Annotated in this window: 14 protein-coding genes; 5 read left to right on the top strand and 9 right to left on the bottom strand. The window is 68.9% G+C overall.

Going from position 1 to position 18676, the window contains the following annotated elements:
• Nucleotides 1–101: 101 nt before the first annotated feature.
• From LJ657_RS33605 to LJ657_RS33640, 8 genes are all read right to left on the bottom strand, one after another.
• Nucleotides 102–1190: a chorismate-binding protein gene (locus LJ657_RS33605; RefSeq protein WP_232652673.1), complete on the bottom strand. Its 1089-nt coding sequence runs from the start codon at nucleotides 1188–1190 to the stop codon at nucleotides 102–104.
• Nucleotides 1191–1254: 64 nt separating this feature from the next.
• Complete coding sequence (locus LJ657_RS33610) at nucleotides 1255–2118, bottom strand: bifunctional 5,10-methylenetetrahydrofolate dehydrogenase/5,10-methenyltetrahydrofolate cyclohydrolase (RefSeq protein WP_232652674.1); 864 nt, start codon at nucleotides 2116–2118, stop codon at nucleotides 1255–1257.
• A 209-nt stretch (nucleotides 2119–2327) separates the two neighbouring features.
• Nucleotides 2328–3233 (bottom strand): formyltetrahydrofolate deformylase, encoded by a 906-nt coding sequence (purU, locus tag LJ657_RS33615; RefSeq protein ID WP_232652675.1) that lies wholly within the window; start codon nucleotides 3231–3233, stop codon nucleotides 2328–2330.
• On the bottom strand, nucleotides 3230–4102 hold the full coding sequence (locus tag LJ657_RS33620; RefSeq protein ID WP_232652676.1) for a methylenetetrahydrofolate reductase: 873 nt from the start codon (nucleotides 4100–4102) through the stop codon (nucleotides 3230–3232). The genes purU and LJ657_RS33620 overlap by 4 nt, the downstream gene beginning before the upstream one ends.
• Nucleotides 4103–4246: 144 nt before the next feature.
• Entirely contained in the window at nucleotides 4247–5590 is a 1344-nt protein-coding gene (locus LJ657_RS33625) for an aminomethyl transferase family protein (protein WP_232652677.1), read from the bottom strand.
• Nucleotides 5591–5738: 148 nt separating this feature from the next.
• Nucleotides 5739–6626 (bottom strand): dihydropteroate synthase, encoded by an 888-nt coding sequence (gene folP, locus LJ657_RS33630; RefSeq protein WP_232652678.1) that lies wholly within the window; start codon nucleotides 6624–6626, stop codon nucleotides 5739–5741.
• A gap of 462 nt (nucleotides 6627–7088) precedes the next feature.
• Complete coding sequence (locus LJ657_RS33635) at nucleotides 7089–7259, bottom strand: hypothetical protein (RefSeq protein WP_232652679.1); 171 nt, start codon at nucleotides 7257–7259, stop codon at nucleotides 7089–7091.
• Between the two features lie 163 nt (nucleotides 7260–7422).
• Complete coding sequence (locus LJ657_RS33640; protein WP_232652680.1) at nucleotides 7423–9879, bottom strand: RICIN domain-containing protein; 2457 nt, start codon at nucleotides 9877–9879, stop codon at nucleotides 7423–7425.
• Between the two features lie 1311 nt (nucleotides 9880–11190).
• Between LJ657_RS33640 and LJ657_RS33645 the strand changes: the two genes are divergently transcribed.
• The 3 genes from LJ657_RS33645 to LJ657_RS33655 are packed head-to-tail and all read left to right on the top strand — an operon-like array spanning nucleotide 11191 to nucleotide 14970.
• Nucleotides 11191–12342, top strand: coding sequence for a sugar ABC transporter substrate-binding protein (locus tag LJ657_RS33645; RefSeq protein ID WP_232652681.1), 1152 nt, complete (start codon nucleotides 11191–11193; stop codon nucleotides 12340–12342).
• 16 nt (nucleotides 12343–12358) lie between these two features.
• Nucleotides 12359–13942 carry a sugar ABC transporter ATP-binding protein gene (locus LJ657_RS33650; RefSeq protein ID WP_232652682.1) on the top strand — a complete coding sequence of 528 codons (1584 nt, stop codon included), beginning with the start codon at nucleotides 12359–12361 and terminating at the stop codon, nucleotides 13940–13942.
• Entirely contained in the window at nucleotides 13942–14970 is a 1029-nt protein-coding gene (locus LJ657_RS33655; protein ID WP_232652683.1) for an ABC transporter permease, read from the top strand. The genes LJ657_RS33650 and LJ657_RS33655 overlap by 1 nt, the downstream gene beginning before the upstream one ends.
• A gap of 153 nt (nucleotides 14971–15123) precedes the next feature.
• On the opposite strand, the gene LJ657_RS33660 is transcribed toward LJ657_RS33655, so the two are convergent.
• Nucleotides 15124–15618, bottom strand: a complete 495-nt coding sequence (locus LJ657_RS33660) for a MarR family winged helix-turn-helix transcriptional regulator (RefSeq protein WP_232652684.1) — start codon at nucleotides 15616–15618, stop codon at nucleotides 15124–15126.
• 138 nt (nucleotides 15619–15756) lie between these two features.
• Between LJ657_RS33660 and LJ657_RS33665 the strand changes: the two genes are divergently transcribed.
• Both LJ657_RS33665 and LJ657_RS33670 read left to right on the top strand, forming a co-directional pair.
• Nucleotides 15757–17100, top strand: coding sequence for an aminomethyl transferase family protein (locus LJ657_RS33665; RefSeq protein ID WP_232652685.1), 1344 nt, complete (start codon nucleotides 15757–15759; stop codon nucleotides 17098–17100).
• Nucleotides 17101–17543: 443 nt separating this feature from the next.
• Entirely contained in the window at nucleotides 17544–18455 is a 912-nt protein-coding gene (locus tag LJ657_RS33670) for a LysR family transcriptional regulator (protein WP_232652686.1), read from the top strand.
• The last annotated feature ends 221 nt before the right edge of the window (nucleotides 18456–18676 follow it).

Raw genomic sequence — 18676 nt, forward strand, 5'->3', positions numbered from 1 at the left:
CTAGATCGTTTCAGTTCACCGCGCCCCGAGCCAGACCGCCCGTGCGCCCGCACACAGCCTGCCTCAGGATTCCCGGATCTACCGTCAGCGCGAACCCTTGCTCAAGGAATCTGTGACGGCGGGCCACCCGCAGGCCGCTCCGCCCCAAGGCCGCGCCGTGAAGACGTGCTCGGATGTTCCGCTGACGCGATGGAAAGCAGCCGCCGCGCCTTCAGTTCGGTTTCCTGCCACTCCCGCTCGGGCTCCGAACCCCAGGTGATTCCTGCTCCCGTGCCGAATCTCAGGAGTCCTGTGGACCGGTCGATCCAGAAGGTGCGGATGCCGACGGCCAGTTCTCCGCGACCGCGGTCGGCGTCGACCCAGCCGAGTCCGCCGCAGTAGGGACCGCGCGCCGACGTCTCCAGTGCCGCGATGATCCGCAGGGCGCTCGCTTTGGGAGCCCCCGTGACCGATCCGGGCGGGAACGTCGCCGCCAGCAGTTCGGGCCAGCCCGCACCGTCGTGCAGCCGCCCGCTCACCGTGGACACGAGGTGGACGAGCCCCGGATGCTTTTCCACGGCGCACAGATCGGGGACGGTCACGGAACCGGGAACACAGACGCGGCCGAGGTCGTTGCGGACCAGGTCGACGATCATCACGTTCTCCGCGTAGTCCTTTTCCAGCAGGTCCGCCTCGGTCCGGCCGGTTCCCTTGATCGGGCCCGAGGCGATGTCCCTGCCGGCGCGCCGCACAAAGAGTTCCGGGGAGGCGGTGGCCACCTCGATGCCGTACCGCGGGATGCGGATGACGCCGGCGTAGGGAGCCGGGTTGTGGCGCGCCAGCAGTCCGGCCAGCGCTGCGACATCGGCGTCCGGCGCGACCGGTGCGGACAGGACCCGGCAGAGGTTCGCCTGGTAGACCTCACCCGCGGCGATGTGCTCGCGGATACGCGTCACCCCGTTCGTGTACGCGATGCGGTCGAGCGAGGTCAACCATGTCCCGGCACCCGGCCCGCGCCACGGCGGCGTCGGCAGACCGTGGCACTCGGCCTGTCGCACGTCGCGGAACCGGGCGCACGTCAGGTGACCCTCGAAAGTGGCCGCGACAGCCCAGAAGCCCTCGGAGTCCAGTGCCGAGGGATCGCTGGTGACGTCCATGAGGCCGGTTGCGAGATGGCCGCCGAGAAGCGCCATCGGAGGGAACCCCTCCATTCCGCACCTCCTGTGATGTGGCCTGCCGTGCAACGAGCGGTGGGAGTTTCGCCCTACGGAGCGCTCAGGCCACGACGGCCTCGCGTTCGGCGCCCCATTGGGCCGCGCGCAGCGTGTTGACCATGAGCATGGCGATGGTCATGGGACCCACACCGCCGGGTACCGGAGTGATGCGATCGGCGATGCCGTCGAGTTCGGCGGAACGGACGTCGCCGCTCAGACCGGAGGGAGTGCGGTGGATGCCCACGTCGATGACGACCGCGCCGGGCCTGACGTGTTCGGGACCGATGAGGCCGCGGACGCCGGTGGCGACCACGACGATGTCGGCGAGCCGGGTGACGGCCGCGAGGTCGGTGGTGAATTCGTGGGCGACCGTGACGGTCGCTCCGCGCCGCAGCAGCAGGTGGGTCAAGGGCTTGCCGACGAGTTCGCCCCAGCCGACGACGGCGACGCGGGCGCCCTTGAGGGGAACCTTCTCGGCGTCGAGGAGTTCGATGACGCCGCTGGGTGTGCAGGGACGCAGGCCCCGTTCTCCTCGGGCCAGCAGGCCCGCGCTGGCGGTGGTGAGGCCGTCGACGTCCTTGGTGACGGGTATGCGGTCGATCAGCGCGTCCGCGTCGAGCTGGGGCGGCAGGGGGAGTTGGAGCAGGATGCCGGACACCTGCGGGTCGGCGGCCAGTTCGTCGACCACCGCGGCGACGTCGTCCTGGGTGGCGTGCTGGGGCAGGAAGCGGTGAAAGTCGCGCATGCCGGCTTCCTTGATGGCGCGCCGTTTGGCGGCGACGTACACGGCGCTGGCCGGATCGTCGCCGACGAGGATGGTCGCCAGCCCGGGAATCCTCCCCGAACGCGCGGCCGTGGCGACCTCCTCTGCGACTTGTGAACGGATCCGCTGGGCGATGCGGGTGCCGTTGATCGTGGTGGTCATGGTGGCGAACCGCTTTCTTGTGATGAGGAACGATTCGCCCAGGTGAAAGGGGTGCTGTGTGCGGTCACCGTGACCGCGGCTGTACGGCGCCGTGACCGGCCGGCCGCCGGAACGGCCGGCTCGGTCGAATGGCGTACGGCGCACGACAAGACCGCCTGCTCCCTGCACCGGGCGGTTTCCCTGTCCGTGGGATGTCCCGCGTCCCGCCGTCAGGCGAAGACGATGGTGTGGTTGCCGTCGCGGATGACGCGGTCCTCGGCGTGCCACAGCACGGCGCGGGAGAGCACCGCGCGTTCCACGTCGGCGCCGCGACGGGTGAGGTCGGCCGCGGTGTGGGCATGGGTGACGCGGACGACGTCCTGCTCGATGATCGGTCCCTCGTCGAGATCCCGGGTGACGTAGTGGGCGGTGGCTCCCACGAGTTTCACCCCCCGCTGCTTGGCCTTCGCGTAGGGGCCGGCACCGATGAAGGCGGGCAGGAAGGAATGGTGGATGTTGATGATCGGGACGCCGACGCTGTCGATGAAGTCGCCGGAGAGGATCTGCATGTAGCGGGCGAGAACGACGAAGTCGACGTTCCCCTGCAGCAGCCGCAGCTGCTCGGCCTCGGCGGCGGACTTGTCCGCGCCCTGGCAGGGGACGTGGAAGAAGGGGATGCCGAAACTGCGTACTTCCTCGGCCACATCGGGGTGGTTGGAGACCACCATGGCGACGGTGACGGGGAGTTGACCCTGCCGATGGCGCCAGAGCAGGTCGAGCAGGCAGTGGTCGGACTTCGAGGCGAAGATCGCGACCCGCTTGGGCACCGACAGATCGCGCAGCGTGTAGCTCAGCCCGAAGGTGCTCACGAGGTGCTGGTCGAGGTCCGTCCGCAGAGCAGGCAGCGCGACCGGGAGGTTGTCCAGGCCGAAGACGGTGCGCTGGAAGAAGGCGCCGCCCTGCGGGTTGTCGGAGTACTGGTCGAGGGAGACGATGTTGGCACCGTGGGCGCCGAGGACCGACGTCACGGCGGCGACGATGCCCGTGGCGTCGGCACCCTGCACGATGAGCGAGGCCTGCTGGGCCGGCGGCTTGCTCGGGTCGGTGCGGGCCGGGATGTCTTGCGTGAGGGTCATGCCAGGCTTTCCTTCCGGAAGCGGGCGGCCCAGTCGGAGGTGGCCTTGAGCCCGCCGAACGTATAGAAGTGGATCTTCAGTTCGCCGTGGCGGCCGGGATCGTGGGCCTCGGCGAGGTCGCGCAGGAAACGGTCCGGCCCCGCGGTGCCCATGAGGTTGGTCAGGGAGAAGCCGTACTTCTTGACGACCGAGGCGCTGGTGCCGACCCCGAAACGGGCCGCGTACCCCATGAGCCGGCGCACTCCGGCGGGTCCGGGCACCCCGATCCTGATCGGGACCCCGATACCGCGGTTGCGGACCTCTTCCACCCAGGCGAGCACCGGGTCGACGTCGAACCCGAACTGCGTGATGATGCCGCTCTCCAGGGACTGCGCGCCGAGTGCCGCGTACTTGGCACACAGCGCGGACCACAGCGTGGTGCCGTCGATCTCGGGGTGGCCTTCGGGGTATCCGCTGACGCTGACGTGCCGGACTCCGTACTCCTGCAACAGCCCGGTGTCGATCAGGGACAGGGAGTCGGCGTAGGGGCCCTCGGGGTGTGCCGGGTCTCCGCCGACGACGAACACGTTGTCGGACGTTCCGTCGGCGTGCAGCGCGGCCAGGAAGCGCTCGAAGTCGTCGCGCGATCCGAGGCGGCGGGCAGATATGTGCGGTACGGGCACGAACCCGAGCCGTTTGACCGCCCGGGCCGCCTCCAGGCGCATCTGCAGGTCCTCGTTGCCGAGGAAGGTGACGTTGATGCGCGTGCCCTGGGGAATGGCGTCGCCGGCTTCCTCCAGTCTGGAGACGTCCTTACCCGTCATCTCCAGGGAGAAGTCCTCAAGTAGTGATGTGCTGACCGCTGTTCGTGCCGTGCTGGCGGGAGTCATCGTCTTTCGTCTCGCTTTCTGGTCCAAGGCGCCGTCTCCTGGGCACCCGGGGCACCACTGAGGCAGAGGTGAGGAACCTGCGCCGCCTCCGGTCCGCCACGAGGGCGCGGAGGAACGGCGCGATGCGCGGGCAGCCGCCTGTCGTCAGCGGCCGCGGCGGTAGAGGGTGCGCGCGTGCTCGCTGAACGGGGAGGGCTGCACGGTGGCACGGATGCGGGGGAATCCGAGGTCGGCCTCGGGGTCGGTGCCGGGACCGGGGTGCTCGCCCCAGACCACCGTCACCTCCGTGCCCGGTGCGGCGTGCTCGGAGTCGATCAGGGTCTGGGCCAGGACGGTGCCCACCGGGTCGACCGACGCGGTCTGCATCGTCATACCGACCAGACCGGCAGCGGTCTCCACCCGGTGGCGGGCATAGGTGAGTACGAAGCCGGGGGCCTCGCCCTGTCCGACCACGGTGCGGACGTCGTCCGCGTCGAGGACGAGGGTGACCTTGGTGCGCAGCGGGCCGTCCTTGGCCTTGAGCAGGGCGTCGCGCCCGAGGAAGTCGTGGTTGAAGGAGATCATCTTCCCGTAGCCCAGCTCGTACGGGGAGACGTAGTAGTCCTCGATGTCCTCCCTGAAGTAGCTGCCGTTCAGCGGACGCTTGCCCTCGATGCCGAACAGCGGCAGGTGCTTGCGGTACTCCGGCAGATCCGGGTCGGTGTAGATACCGGGCACCGGCGAGGGGATCCAGCCGCTCTCCACACTGGCCGAGGTGTACGCCAGGGCCCCGATCTCGATCAGGCCGAGCGGCTCGCCGACCCTCAGGAACTGCTCGTGAACGTACGCGGCATGCTCCCAGGGACCGATGAACTCGAAGCCGACCTGGCCGGCCATGCCGTGGCGCAGGGCGCGCAACGGGCGTCCGTCCAGGGTGATCGCGGTGGAGTGGAAGAACTTCGTCTCCGGCAGCGGCCCGCCGAAGGCGCGCCCGACGAGTTCCGCGGCCAGCGGGCCCTGGATCTGGTAGCGGAACAGCTTCGGGTCGCCGCCACCCTGGCGGAAGGCGGAGGACGGGTCGGTGACGAAGCCGACGTCGTAGCCGCCCTTCTCCGCGTGGTACTGCACCCAGTGCTGCGCCGCCGGGATGCCGCTGAGCAGGTACTTGTTCTCGCCCTCGCGGGCGAGGATCCCGTCGGTGACGATGTGGCCGTCGCGGGTGACCGGCACGTACTGCTTCGCCTGGCCTATCGCGAACTTCTCGAAGTTGTTGGCGCCGTGGTCGGCCAGCACCTGCGTGGCGTCGGGGCCCTCGATCCACATGTCGTACATGTGGTGCGAGAGGTTGAGCAGGGCCACGCCCTCGTGCCACGCGGCCTGCTCCTGACGCCAGCCGACGTACTCGCGCGCGACGACCTCAGGGGTCCACGGCTCGGCATCCGGCTTCCACAGCAGCTTGATCGCCGATCCGGCCTTGTCGATGCCGTCCTGGAGGGAGGGGATGGTCATGTGCGGCTCCTTTTCGGAATGCCCGAAGAGAACTAGATCGATTTAGTACGCTAGCGCAGCACCCTCGTTCAGGTGACTACGGCGTTACGAATGCATTGCCTGCGCCACATGCACCCTGCGGGCACCCATGGGCACCACGGACAGGCCGTCACAAGCCGGGCGCTGCGTACGCGGCGGCCATGCGCACCGCGTCGAGGCTCGCGCGTACGTCGTGCACACGGACGCAGAACGCGCCCGCCGCGGCAGCGAGCGCGGAAACAGCGGCCGTCGCCGAGTCCCGCTCCCCGGGCGGCACGTCGCCGGCGCCTCCGCTCGCGAGGGCCGCGCCGATGAACCGCTTCCTCGACGCGCCGACGAGCAGCGGGAAGCCCAGTCGCCGCAGAGTCCCCAGGCCGGCCAGGAGCGTCCAGTCGTGCTCGGTTCGTTTGGAGAAGCCGAGTCCCGGGTCGAGGACGATGCGGGCCGGGTCGACCCCCTGGTCCTTCAACCGCCGTACGCGCAGATCGAGTTCGGCCATGACTTCGACGACGACGTCACGGTAGTCGGCATGGCGGTCCATCTCCCGGCTGGGCGCACGCCAGTGTGTGGCGACGTAGGGGATGCCGGACGCGGCGACCACCGGCGCCATGTCCGGGTCGGCCAGGCCGCCGCTGACGTCGTTGACCAGACACGCTCCCGCTTCGACAGCGGCTCGGGCCACGGCCGCGCGCATGGTGTCGATGCTCACGCACACCCCCGCACGGGCGAGTTCGCGCACCACCGGGACAGTCCGGGCCAGCTCCTCGGCCAAGGCCACGGGCCGCGCTCCCGGCCGGGTGGACTCACCGCCCACGTCGACGATGTCCGCGCCTTGGGCGGCCAGATCAAGCCCGCGGTCGATCGCCTGCTGCGCCTGCGCGTACAGGCCGCCGTCGGAGAAGGAGTCGGGCGTCACGTTGAGAATGCCCATCACCAGACATCGATCCTGCCGGGGCAGGCCCTCCGGCCGTGGGGATGCTCCCAGCCGCCGGGCGGCGGCACCTTCCGCGGTCGACATCGGCGGCAACCTCCTTGATCCCGCGCCCTGTGGCGGGAACGGGATGCTAAATCGATTTTGTTGAGGGCACAAGGCTTCGCTAAATCGTTCTAGTCAGCTTCGGGCGGACACCGGCAGCAGGCCTGAGCCGACAGCACACTGCGACTGAAGCCGTCATCGCAGCTCTGGTCACGGCGCGGCGGAGGCGTGTGGATCCCGCCGTGAAAGGGCGTGGGACGGAGTCTCGCCGCGCTCGGGTCAGTCACGAGTCCGCCGGGCAAGAGCTGGAAGTCGTCATTCCGGCTGTGATCGCCGCGTTTTGGCTGGTCGGGCGTTGGGCCGGTGATTCGGTGGGAGTTGTGGCCTGTCGTGCTGCCGCTCCCCGGGAGGTCGGGGTCGCCCGGGCACCTCGCGCCCGGCGGCATCGTTCTCCCCCATCGGCGCGACGTCCGGCGAGCAGACGCCGATCCAGCCCATCGACGGTCAGGTCGGTCTGGCCGGATTCCAGCGCAACCGGGACTCGGCGGCCGACCTGGCGTACGTCGCCGCGCCGATCACGGACGGCAGGCTCAGCGCGCCCGTGGGCTGCCGGGGCAGCTGGGAGCAGGCCGGTGAGGCGGTCGCCGGGCTACGCGGCCGACGCGTGCGGGGCACGGCCGTTCTCACGGTGGGCTGGGTGCCGTTCCCTGTGCGACCGCGGTGCCGTGCGGTCATGGTCGTGGGCAGGGCAGGCCGGTGGTGCCGGGCTGTCCCGCCCACGGGTCGGGGGTCAGTGGGTCAGTGGGTCAGTGGGTCAGTGGGTCAGTGGGTCAGTGGGTCAGGAGAGCTTGACGAGGGTCCACTGCTGGTTGGTGGCGCCGTTGGTGGGCCATTCGTCGATGGCCGCGCCGTCGGCGGTCGAGTTCTTGGCGACGTCGAGCATGTAGCCGTTCGCGCGTGTCTCGATGGTGTAGCTGCCGTTGTCCGACGGGGCTATCACCCATTGCTGGTTGGCGCCGCCGTTGGATGTGAAGAGCTGTAGCTGGGTGCCGGTCCAGGTGCTGAAATAGGGGATGTCGAGGGCCTTGCCGCTGCCGACGCCGGTGATGGTGTAGTACCCGGCACTGTTGCGGGCCAGGGTCCACTGCTGGTTGGTGCCGCCGTTGTAGGTCCACTGGTCGATCAGGGTGCCGTCGGCGGTGCCGCGCCCGACGGCGTCGAGGGCCTTGCCGCTGTTGACACTGACGATCTTGTAGGTGCCGGAGAGGTCGGGCACCGTTCCCGGAGTGATGGACAGGTTGGAGTACTGGACGGGGTAGTACCCCATGGTGCCGAGGCCGACCTGGCCGCCGCCGTAGCTGGCGTCGGTGACCGTGCCGACGGTGGTGCCGTCGATCTTGGCGGTGATCGTGCTGTCCTGGAAGGACAGGGCGAGTTTGTGCCAGGTGTTCGTGCCGGGGGCTGTCACCGTGCCGCTGGCCAGGGTGGTCCAGGTCCACGAGGTGTTGCTCTTCAGCAGCGACCAGGCGCCGGTGTCGCTCAGCCGCAGGTGGTAGGCGTTCAGACCGTCGTTGCCCCTCGCCTGGGTGCCGGCGCGGCCGAGGATCTCGGCGGCACTGCCGCTCTGCTCCATCAGTACGTCGGAGCTGACCGTGTAGTTGCTCCAGCCCAGGTCGCCCATGAGGGTGTACGGCTGAGTACTGGGCGTAGTGACCCAGCGGATCGGCTGGACCGGCGCCATCTGGCGCAGGCACTCACCGCTCCGGCCGCCGCCGCAGGAGGCCGCCTGGAACGCGCCGTTCATCGAGGAGAGGTACTTGGCCTCCTGCCCGGTGCTGTATCCGGCGAAGCTGTCGGAGTACGGCAGCGCCAGCTGGGTGCGCTGCGGAGACGTGGCGGTGCCCGCGCCCTGACCGGTGGTGGTGGTCACGGTGTAGATGTGGCCGGGGGCCAGGGTCAGCGTGTACGTTCCGCCGCCGGCCGTCAGGTCGGCGTTGCGGACCATGTGCGGGTTGGCGGTGCCCGGGGCGGACAGGTCGGTGGACCACACGTGCAGGGTGCCGCCGGGCAGGCCGCCGGCGACGCTCATGGTGACCGTCTGGGACGCGGCGGCGTCCATGGTCTCGAAGACGCTGCTCCAGGCGCTCTTGTCGGGTGCGGCGTAGCTGACGTAGCTGCCGTTGTTGCGGTCGCCGCCGAGGTAGCCGCTTGCGGTGTCGAGGTACTTCCAGCCGGGCGAGGTGAACTGCGTGGTCTGGGCGATCGACCAGGTGGTGCGGCCCACGCTGTAGTTGCCGGACCACGGCTGATTGGCGGTGATCAGACCCTGGTCGTGGAAGATGAGGTTCTGGTAGGTGGACGCGACGATCGGCCAGTTGATGTAGGCGGTCATCTTGCCGTCGATGTAGCCGCGGTTGAGGCCGCGGGCAACGGGGGCCGCGCCGTTCTCGGCGTTCTCGGAGCCGCTCTCGCTGGCCCAGATCGGCTTGCCGAGTGTCTGGGCGTCAGAGGTGGAGGAGCAGCTCTTCATCGCGGGGAAGACGCACGGGTAGTGTGCGCCGGCGATGTCCACGGCGTTGTAGAGGCTGGTGTCGTTCTTCATGCTGGTGGCGATGTTCCAGTTGGCAAGGTCCCCGCCGACCAGCTGCGTAGAGGCGTAGCCGTTCGAAACCAGGGCCGACTTCAGGTTCTCGTACCAGGTCGCGTCGTAATTCCTCTCGTTCCAGCCGCCGATGTAGTCGATGGTCAGGCCGTGCTGCTTGGCACAGCCGAGCCAGGACATCAGGTAGTCGATCATGTCCTGGGAGTAGAAGGTGCCGTTCCCGATCCAGCCGGGCGCGCCCCAGGACAGCGCGGAGAGCTTGATGTTCGGGTTGCGTGCCTTGGCCTGCTCCATCAGCCACCACTCGTAGCCCGCGTTGCAGTCGATGGTGCCCTTGGTGTGCTCGATGCTGGCCTCGGCGCCGTCGGTGGAGTTGGTGTCACCGCCGACCTCGACCTTGAGTATCTGCAGGTCGGCTCCGTAGCCCGGCTTGAAGAGGTAGTCGAGGATCTGGTTGCGCTGGGTGGCCGGGTAGTCGTACAGCAGACGGGTGTTGCCGCCTCCGCCGCTGATCGCCCCGATGCCGTCGAAGGTGCGCCCGCTGCTCGTGCCGTCCACCGTGACCGCGGTGTTCGTGACGGCGTACGCCGGGGTCGGGATGCGCCCGCTGAGCAGTGCGAGAGCGAGGAGCAGGACGGTCAGAACCGCCATCGGTCTGATGCGTCTGCTGCGCAGACTCAGGATGTTGTTCAAGGTGGTTCTCCTGGGGTGGGTGGTACCGCTGTACTGAGCCGCGCCCTTGCGGTCCAGGCCGGCGCCCGGGCATGGGTCACCGGCGCAGGCACGGCGCGGCGGAACAGGTGTTGGAGCGCATGCCTCCACGCCGAGGATCCGGCGCGTGCAGGCGTGCTGGGCCCTTACGCCGAGGTAGGCCGGGCTGCGAAGGGTGCAGCCGGGCGCCCCCGCGCAGAAGGGCGGTGCGGTGACTACGCGGATCCGGCACCGGCCCGGGGCCGGCGGACGTGCGTGCCTAAGCCGCCTGTTCCGCCATGGGAGAGCCAGGGGGCTGCCGCGGGCACTGCGCGACGGGCGGAAATCGACGCCCGGCCGGGGCCGAGGGCGTACGTAACGTCGGCGCCCTGGCCGCCGGCCCCGGCGGCCAGGGACGTGCCCCTCGGTGTCGCGCACGACGCCGACAGCTCGAAGCCGGAGGCCGAATGTTGGATCCTGTTCGAATTTACGTCACGTACCACGACAATAGGCCTCTCCATTGAGCCAAAGCCGCAACAAGATCGAAAATATTCGACCAGAACCGCAACCTATAGTCGAGGTGCAGGACGATCAATGGCCCTGAGACGACGGATTCCGCATCCATAAGTTGCAGGAGGATGCGCGTTATGCCGAGGCGACCGGAAGATCACCCAGCCGGGAACCCTCGGTCGGCCGGCAGACGAACCACTCGGTCCGGCAACGGCTACTGAGGTTGCGCGCCGAACAGGCACGGGCCAGGCATCTGCTCCAGGGCGGCGGCGCACACCTGCGGCAGACGGTGGCGTCGCGCCGAGTGGTGCAGCGGCACGGAAATCGTGACTGCGCAGGTCAGTCGGGCGATGCAGCCGCCTCCGCGCCGGATGGGGGTGCTGATGCCGGCGCGCAGCACACACTGCGACCGGGCGAGCCGGTCGGCAACCGCCACCGCGGCTCTGATCGGAGTCACGCGGCCCGTTCGGCCACACCTCTCGACGGGACGTCACCCGCCAGGCAGACCAGGGCAGTACGCGAAGCGCAATCTTTAGTTGTAGCCGACGCCCTTTCGCATACCTGCCCATGTGCCCAGACTTCCCGCAATTGATCGCGCATCGGCCCGCGAACCGGGTCTGTGCAGCGCGACCGGGGTGGGCGATGGACAGCGTGGCGCCCGCCCACCGGACATCACGCACAGCGGCCCGACGCGCCCCGAACTCCCCCTCGGACTCGTCCCCGCCGAGCAGTCGCCCTGGGTGGCTCCCGGCAGTGACGTGCCCGCCGAGGCAGCTCGGGCTCTCGACCATGGAGGTGTAAGCAATGGCGCTTATCAGAAGACAGTGGCCGGTGTCGTTCACGGCCCTGCTCGTCGCGTCGGCGGCGCTGGCAGGATGCAGCTCCGGCGACGCCACCGGTTCGTCGGGCAGGACCGCCTCCGTCTCGGGCCTCGCCACGGCCGAGAAGAAGGTGGCGGCCTCCCAGGCCGCGGTCACCGACTACCCCGTTCCCACCACCGGCGTGCGCGGCGTCGCCAAGTTCAAGGGCCGCAAGGTCTATTACATCCCGTTCCTCCAGCAGATCCCCGCCTTCGCGGACGCAGCACGGTCGATGCGCGAGGCGCTTGCCAAGGCCGGGCTCTCCCAGCAGGTATGCGACGGCAAGGCCCAACCCAGCGCGATCGCCGCATGCGTCCAGCAGGCGATGGCGGCGGACGCGGCCGGAATCGTCCTGGACGCCGTTCCTTACGGCATGGCTCAGAACGCTCTCGACGCAGCCAAGGCCAAGGGCATCCCGATCGTCATCGCGGACCAGGACCCTCCGTCCGGTTTCACCAACAGCAACCAGGTGACCTATGTGGCGGGGGTGACCACCCAGCCGAGCGCCATCGCTTGGTGGGCCATCGCAGACTCCAAGGGCAAGGCCGATCTGATCATCACGGAGTCGGCCGACAACCCGTCGGCGACGAAGTACGTGACGGACTCCCTGCCGATCTACAAGAAGTACTGCCCCGACTGCACGGTCAAGGTCAAGGTGATCACGGCCTCGACGCCGGCACTGCTGGCCTCGAACGCGAGCTCCAACATCCTGGCCAACCCGAAGGCCACCTACTACTTCACCCAGTTCGAAGACAGCCTCCAGCCCACCATCCAGGGCATCCAGCAGTCGGGGCGCTCCGGCATCTCCCTGTCTGTGACGGCGGGTTCGGTGAACGGCCTGGGCCTGCTCAAGGGCAACTCGGCGGTCAAGGCGGTCGTGGCCGTGGACGAGGCCTATGCCGCATACGCCCTCACCGACGAGATCCTGCGCATGATGACCAAGTCCGGGCCCGTCGAGGAGCCCATCCCGATGCGGCTGTTCACCAAGCAGAACATCGGCAGCATCAAGGTGACAGCCGCGGCCCAGGCCTCCGGCGAGTGGTTCGGCGACGCCTCGTTCCAGGAGGACTTCGCCAGGCTCTGGAGCGTCGGGTGACGAAGGGGTGCGCACCGTGAACGCTGTTTCGCAGGCCCGTCCACCGGACCCGGCGCGGCCCTGGCGGCTGGAAGTGGCCGGACTGTCCAAGACGTTCGGCCCGACGCGCGCCCTCAGCGACGTTCATCTCCAGGTCGCTCACGGCGAGTTGCACGGGCTCGTGGGCCAGAACGGATGCGGGAAATCCACCCTCGTCAAGATCCTTACGGGCGGCTACTCACCCGATCCGGGAGCGTCCGTGACCGTGGACGGGCTACGACTGGACCTGCCGATCCGCCCGCTGCAGCAGCGGGCGGCGGGAGTCTCGGTCGTCCACCAGAATCTCGGCTTGGTGGACGACCTGACGGTCTGGGAAAACGTACGGCTGGGCCACTACCGCGCGGGCCGGCTCTCCCGGCGGATCAACCGGCGGGCGGAACAGCAGGCGGCCGAGCGGGTCCTCGCCCGGCTGGGCCGCCCGCTCGAGGCCGGCCAGAAGGTCGGTTCGCTCCCGGCACAGGACCGCGCCGTGGTCGCCATCGCCCGGGCGGTGCAGGACCACCCGCCCGGCAGCGGACTGATCATCTTCGATGAGTCGACGCGGGCCCTGGGCAGGTCGGCGCGGGCCCGCTTCTTCCAGACGGTCCGGTCCCTCGTCGAGGAGGGCACCTCGGTGCTGCTCATCTCACATCAGTTGGAGGAGATCGTCGAAGTGACCGACCGGGTCACCGTGCTGCGCGACGGCGCGGTGATCGAGGCGGGCCTGTCCACCCGCGAGGTGAACGAGGCTTCGCTCACCCGCATGATGCTCGGACGCCACCTCGTCACGCACAGCCGACGGGAAAGCCACGTCCAGGACCAGCCCGTCGCCTCCGTGCGGGACCTCGTGGTCGCCGCGGTGACCGGCCTCGACCTCGAGGTCCGACGCGGCGAGGTCCTCGGAATGACCGGGCTGATCGGCTCGGGTTTCGTCGAGGTGGCCGAGGCGCTGACGGGCGCACGCACGGCCCGCGCGGGCACGCTGTCCGTCCAGGGGCGCGATCTGGCACTGGACCGTCGGCGCGGCAGTACCAAGGAGTTCGTACGCGCGGGGGTGGCGTTCGTGCCCGAACGCCGTCTGGAGGCGGGAGTGGCCGGTGAGCTCACGGTGTCCGACAACCTGACCCTGCCTCGCGTGAGCCGCCGCGGCGGCCGACTGCGGATCGGCGCGGCGTGGCAGGCCGAGGAGACCGCCGCGATGATCGCGAAACTCGACATCCGGCCGCCTGACCCGTACGCGCCGATCCACACGCTCAGCGGCGGCAACCAGCAGAAGGTCCTGCTGGCCAAGTGGCTGGCCGACGCGCCCCACCTGCTCGTGCTGCACGAACCGACGCAGGCTGTCGACGTCGGTGCCCGCCACGACATCATCGAGGCGATCCGGGCGGCCGCACGCGACGGCTGCGCAGTCGTGATCGCCTCGATCGACCCGACCGATCTCGCGGTGCTGTGCGACAGGGTGCTGGTCTTCCGCGACGGCCAGGTGACCAGGGAGCTAAGTGGCGATCCGGAAACGGACGCCATCGTGCGCGCAGTATTCGACGACGACACAAGGTCTCAGAGAAGGGGGCAGGTCGACTGATGGACGTCACCCGCCAGAAAGATCTCGAAACTCCCCCACCCTCGCCGCAGGCGGCGCACGACCCAGAGCCGGTTTCGGCCGCCGCCCGGGCCGGGCACGTCGCATCGCGTTACGCGGTGATCGGTGTCTGGGCTGCCATGATCGCGGTGTACGCGGTCGCGGAGCCAGGTCTGTTCCTGACCGAGGGGACCTTCCAGACCGTCTTCGGCTCACAGCAGTCACTGGTGTTCCTCACCATGGCACTGCTGTGCACCATCTGTGTCGGCGAGTTCGTGGACCTGTCCGTTCCGGCGACCTTCGGGTTCTCCGCCACCATCCTGCCCGTTCTGGTCGTCGACCACGGGTGGGGAGTGTGGCCGGCGACAGCCGTCGCCGTCCTGGGCGCGATCGCCGTCGGCGTGGTCAACGGGCTGCTCGTCGTCGTGGTCGGGGTCAACACCATCGTGGCGACGCTGGGGATGAGCACCTTCCTCGGGGGCATCAGCCTCTGGATGTCCCACCTCAACACCGTCAGCGGCCTGCCGACCGGGTTCGGCAGGTTCGCGCTGCACCCTGTGGCCGGCCTGCCGGTCTCGTTCTTCTACGGCGTGGCGCTGGTGGCCGGTTTCGCCTACGTCCTCGCCTTCACGCCGCTGGGCCGCCACATCCGCTTCGTCGGAGCCAACCGGGAGGTCAGCCGACTCTCGGGCATCCATGTGAACCGGATCCGCCTCGGTTCCTTCGTAGCCTCCGGTGCCATGTGCGGCGTCGGTGCGATCATCGCCGTCGCGGCCTTGGGCGGTTACAACCCGACCACGTCCGACACCCTGTTGCTCCCGACGTTCGCCTCGGTCTTTCTCGGCACCGCGATCCTCCAGCCGGGGCGCTTCAACCCGATCGGCACCTTCGTCGGCATCTACTTCCTGGAGACCGGGATCCTCGGGCTCCAACTACTGGGCCTGGAAGCCTGGGTCTCCTCCGTCTTCTACGGAGGTGTCCTGATAGCGGCGGTCACCATCGCGACCGTGCTGCGCCGCCGAAGCACATGATCGACGCCCGCTGCGGGCCGACCGGCCGAGACGCCGACGAGGGGCCGGGCAGCGGGCCTGCGGGAACAACTGTGCGCCTGCGTGTAGGTCACGGCGGTTTCGCAACGAGCGACACGCAGGCCTGCGGGTTCCCGCCCTCTGGAAGCGTGCCCGTCACGACGTGGTGCCGGCCAGCGGCCACATCGCGGCGTCGGCCGGGTCCTCGCCTTCCAGCGTGACGGTCAGCTCCCGAAGCCGTCCGACGAGCTCGTCCTTGCCATCGCCCAGCATCTCCGTCAGGACGCGGTCGACCTCGGCCATGCGCGCGCGGCCGTCCACGACGCCGGCGAGACCGGTCTCGGTGAGCTCGTTGAGGATGACGCGCTTGTGCACGGGATGCGGCAGCCGCCGGACCCACCCGATGCGCTCGAGCTGTGAGAGTGCCGTTGTCACGCTCTGCGGCGTGATGTGGAAGCGGCGCGCGAGGTCCGACGCGGACAGCAGGCCGAGTTCGTCGAGGTGGACGGCGAGGCCGAGCTGGGTCACCGTGACGCCGAGCCCGTCGAGCGCGGTATGGACGCGGCGGTGCACCGCCTGTTGGGCCCGCCAGAGCACATGGGGCACCCCGTGCTCCCACGCGAAGCCCGCTTCGCCCGTTGCCAACGACATGGTCGCCCTCCGTTCTGAGTGAAGCCATTATCCGCACCCAATATTACTTCAGACATCTTCAAACTTCTCAGATGACTGATATAGCCTCGTCGTTGCACGGCACCGAGGCCGTGTGCGTCGCAGCGTGGAAGGAATGCCATGCCCAGTCTCGAAGAAGAGATCAACAAGGCGGGAGGGGCGCTCGCTCTGCTCCGGCAGGGGCGCTCCGGGGCGTACCCGTTCCCGATCAAGGCCGAGTTCAGCAACTGGCGTGACGAGCAGGAGGCGTGGCGCAACAGTGCGGCGCTGATGGACCTGTCGCACCACATGCCGGACCTCGTCCTGCAGGGGCCGGACACGTACCGGCTGCTCGAACACCTCGGGGCGAACAGCTTCCAGGGCTTCGGCCCCGGCAGCGCGAAGCAGCTCATCACGGTCCGCCCTGACGGCTACATGATCGGCGACTGCATCCTGTTCTGCGTCGACGACCACCACGTCCGGATCGTCGGCCGTCCGCCCGCCCTCAACTGGGTCGAGTTCAACGCGGCCACCGGCGGCTGGGACGTCACTGTCCGCCGGGACGAGCGCACCGTGAACAACCCGAAGGGCCGGGAGCTGTTCCGGCTCCAGTTGCAGGGCCCGCACGCCGCGGCGATCTTCGAGAAGGTCAACGGCGGACCCATGCCCGACATCCCGTTCTTCACCATGGGAAGCTTCAACGTCGGCCCGCACAAGGTCACCGCGCTCAACCACCGGATGTCCGGCTTCCCGGGCTACGAGTTCACCGGACCGTACGCGGACATCGAGTCGGTGCGCGACATCATCCTGGAGGCCGGCGCCGAGTACGGCGTGCGCCAGGTCGGCGCCCGCGCGTACGCCTCGGTCGCCACCGAGTCCGGCTGGATCGCCAACACCCTGCCGGCGACCTACACCGGCGAGGACATGAAGGCGTTCCGCGAGTGGCATTCGGCGCGCTCGTTCGAGGGCAACCTCGCGCTCGGCGGCAGTTGGGTCAGCGACCGGATCGAGGACTACTACACCACCCCGTGGGACCTCGGCTACGGCCACGTCATCAAGTTCGACCACGACTTCGTCGGGCGCGAGGGACTTGAGGCGATCAAGGACCAGCCGCACCGCCGCAAGGCCTGGGTGCTGTGGGACCGCGACGACGTCGCGAACATCTTCGCGAGCATGTACGAGAAGGGCGACCAGCGCTTCAAGTACATCGAGATGCCTGCGGCGTTCTACACCGCCTGCCAGTTCGACCGGGTGGAGAAGGACGGCGAGCTCGCCGGAGCGGCGATGCTCACCTCGTACTCCGCGAACGTGCGCGGCTGGATCTCGCTCGGCACGATCGACCCGGCCGCCGCGGCCGGCGACCAGGTGGAGATCGTATGGGGCGAACCGAACGGCGGCTCGCCGAACCCGGCCGTCGAACGCCACACCCAGACCCGCGTGCGCGGAACGGTCATGGCACGGCCGTTCCCGGCGAAGAAGCGCTGACCAAGCAGCGAGTGGAAGCACGAGGGCGTCGTCGTCGGCGACGCAGAGGGGAGCGCCTTCATGGATGACTTGCCTCTGCAGAGCGGGATCGCCCGCGCGCTCGCCCATCGGACTGCTGCGGCGACGCGCGAAGGCCAGAACCCCCTGAACGCCTCGCCGTAGGAGTTCGGGGCCGAACGTTTCAAGGGCGAAGCCCGCCGCCAAAGGGTACTGGCGCGGACGATCGGATCCGCGGTGCGGCGGACCGCACCTCGGGTCAGGCGCGGGCCCCGCTGCAACCCAGCCCAACGCCCAAGATGCTCGATATTCGGGACATTCCAACCTCTCGCAGGAAACAGAAGCCTCTGCTACTCTCCGGCTAAATCGTTCTAGCTGCACCCAGCACATCTCATGTAGGACACGGCCGGAGGCAGGCCCCAGCCGTGTCCTACCGGAGGATCCCCATGGACCGCATACTCCTGATGCGCAGCTTCGTCACCGTCGCGCAGCTCGGCAGTTTCAATGGAGCCGCCCGAACGCTGAACTCCTCCGGCTCCCTCGTCTCACGACACGTGGCGGAACTGGAGCGACAGATCGGTGTACGGCTCGTCAACCGCACCGCCCGGTCCGTGAGCCTGACCGAACAGGGGCTGCGCTACTGCGAGTTCGCAGCCCGGATCCTTGCCGAGATCGAGGCGGAAGAGGCCCACATCGGGCAGCAGCACGACCGGGCGGAAGGCCAGCTGAGCGTCGTCTGCCCCAAGTGGATCGGGAGCCTGGACGTCGGGGACGCCATCGCCGCGTTCGCCGCCGCGCATCCGAAGATCTCCGTACGGTTCGAACTGGGAGGCCTGTCGGAGCGCACCTACGACTTCCTGGACAGCGGTTTCGACGTCGCCCTGCACACCCGGGACCTGCGGGATTCCCGGGTGCACCTCAAGAAGATCGCGTCGCTCCCCTTCACCCTGTGCGCGTCCGAGGAGTACGTCAAACGCAACGGCTCCCTCGACCACCCCAACGACCTGACCGCTCATGACTGTCTGGTGCATGCCAACGAACCGGTCTGGCGTCTCGGGGAGGGGGCCACCTCCAGCCTGCACAAGATCCGTAATGTGGCCTTCTCATCGAACTCGTACATCGCCCTGCAGAAGGCCGCCGTCCAGGGCCTCGGCATCGCCCTGCTCCCCCAGCGGTCGGCTTACGAGGACCTGGTCTCCGGGGCACTCCTGGCCCAGCTCCCCTCGGTCCCCGTTCCCGACCGCCCGCTGTTCGCGGTCTATGGGCCCGGCCAGACCGTGCCGCGGAAGATCGTCGCCCTGCTGGAGTTCCTCACTTGGTGGTTCAGGGAGAACCCGATTCCCGTACTCGGAACCTGAAGGCACCGCCGGCGTGGGAGCCTGCTCGGTGACGATCAACCGGTCAGCCGTCGAGCAGCTCAGAGGCTGCGCGGACCAGGCAGTACAGCCATGCCTGATGGCTCTTGAGCATCGACCGCGGCCGCTCGTTCGCCAGAGCCGCAGCAGGCTCGCGCAGAGCCGCCAAGGCAGCTGTGCTCGTTGCCACAGCTGTGCTCGTAGCCACCGAAGCGGGAGCCGAT

Source organism: Streptomyces guryensis, from assembly GCF_021261325.1.
GTDB classification, from domain to species: Bacteria; Actinomycetota; Actinomycetes; order Streptomycetales; family Streptomycetaceae; genus Streptomyces; species Streptomyces guryensis.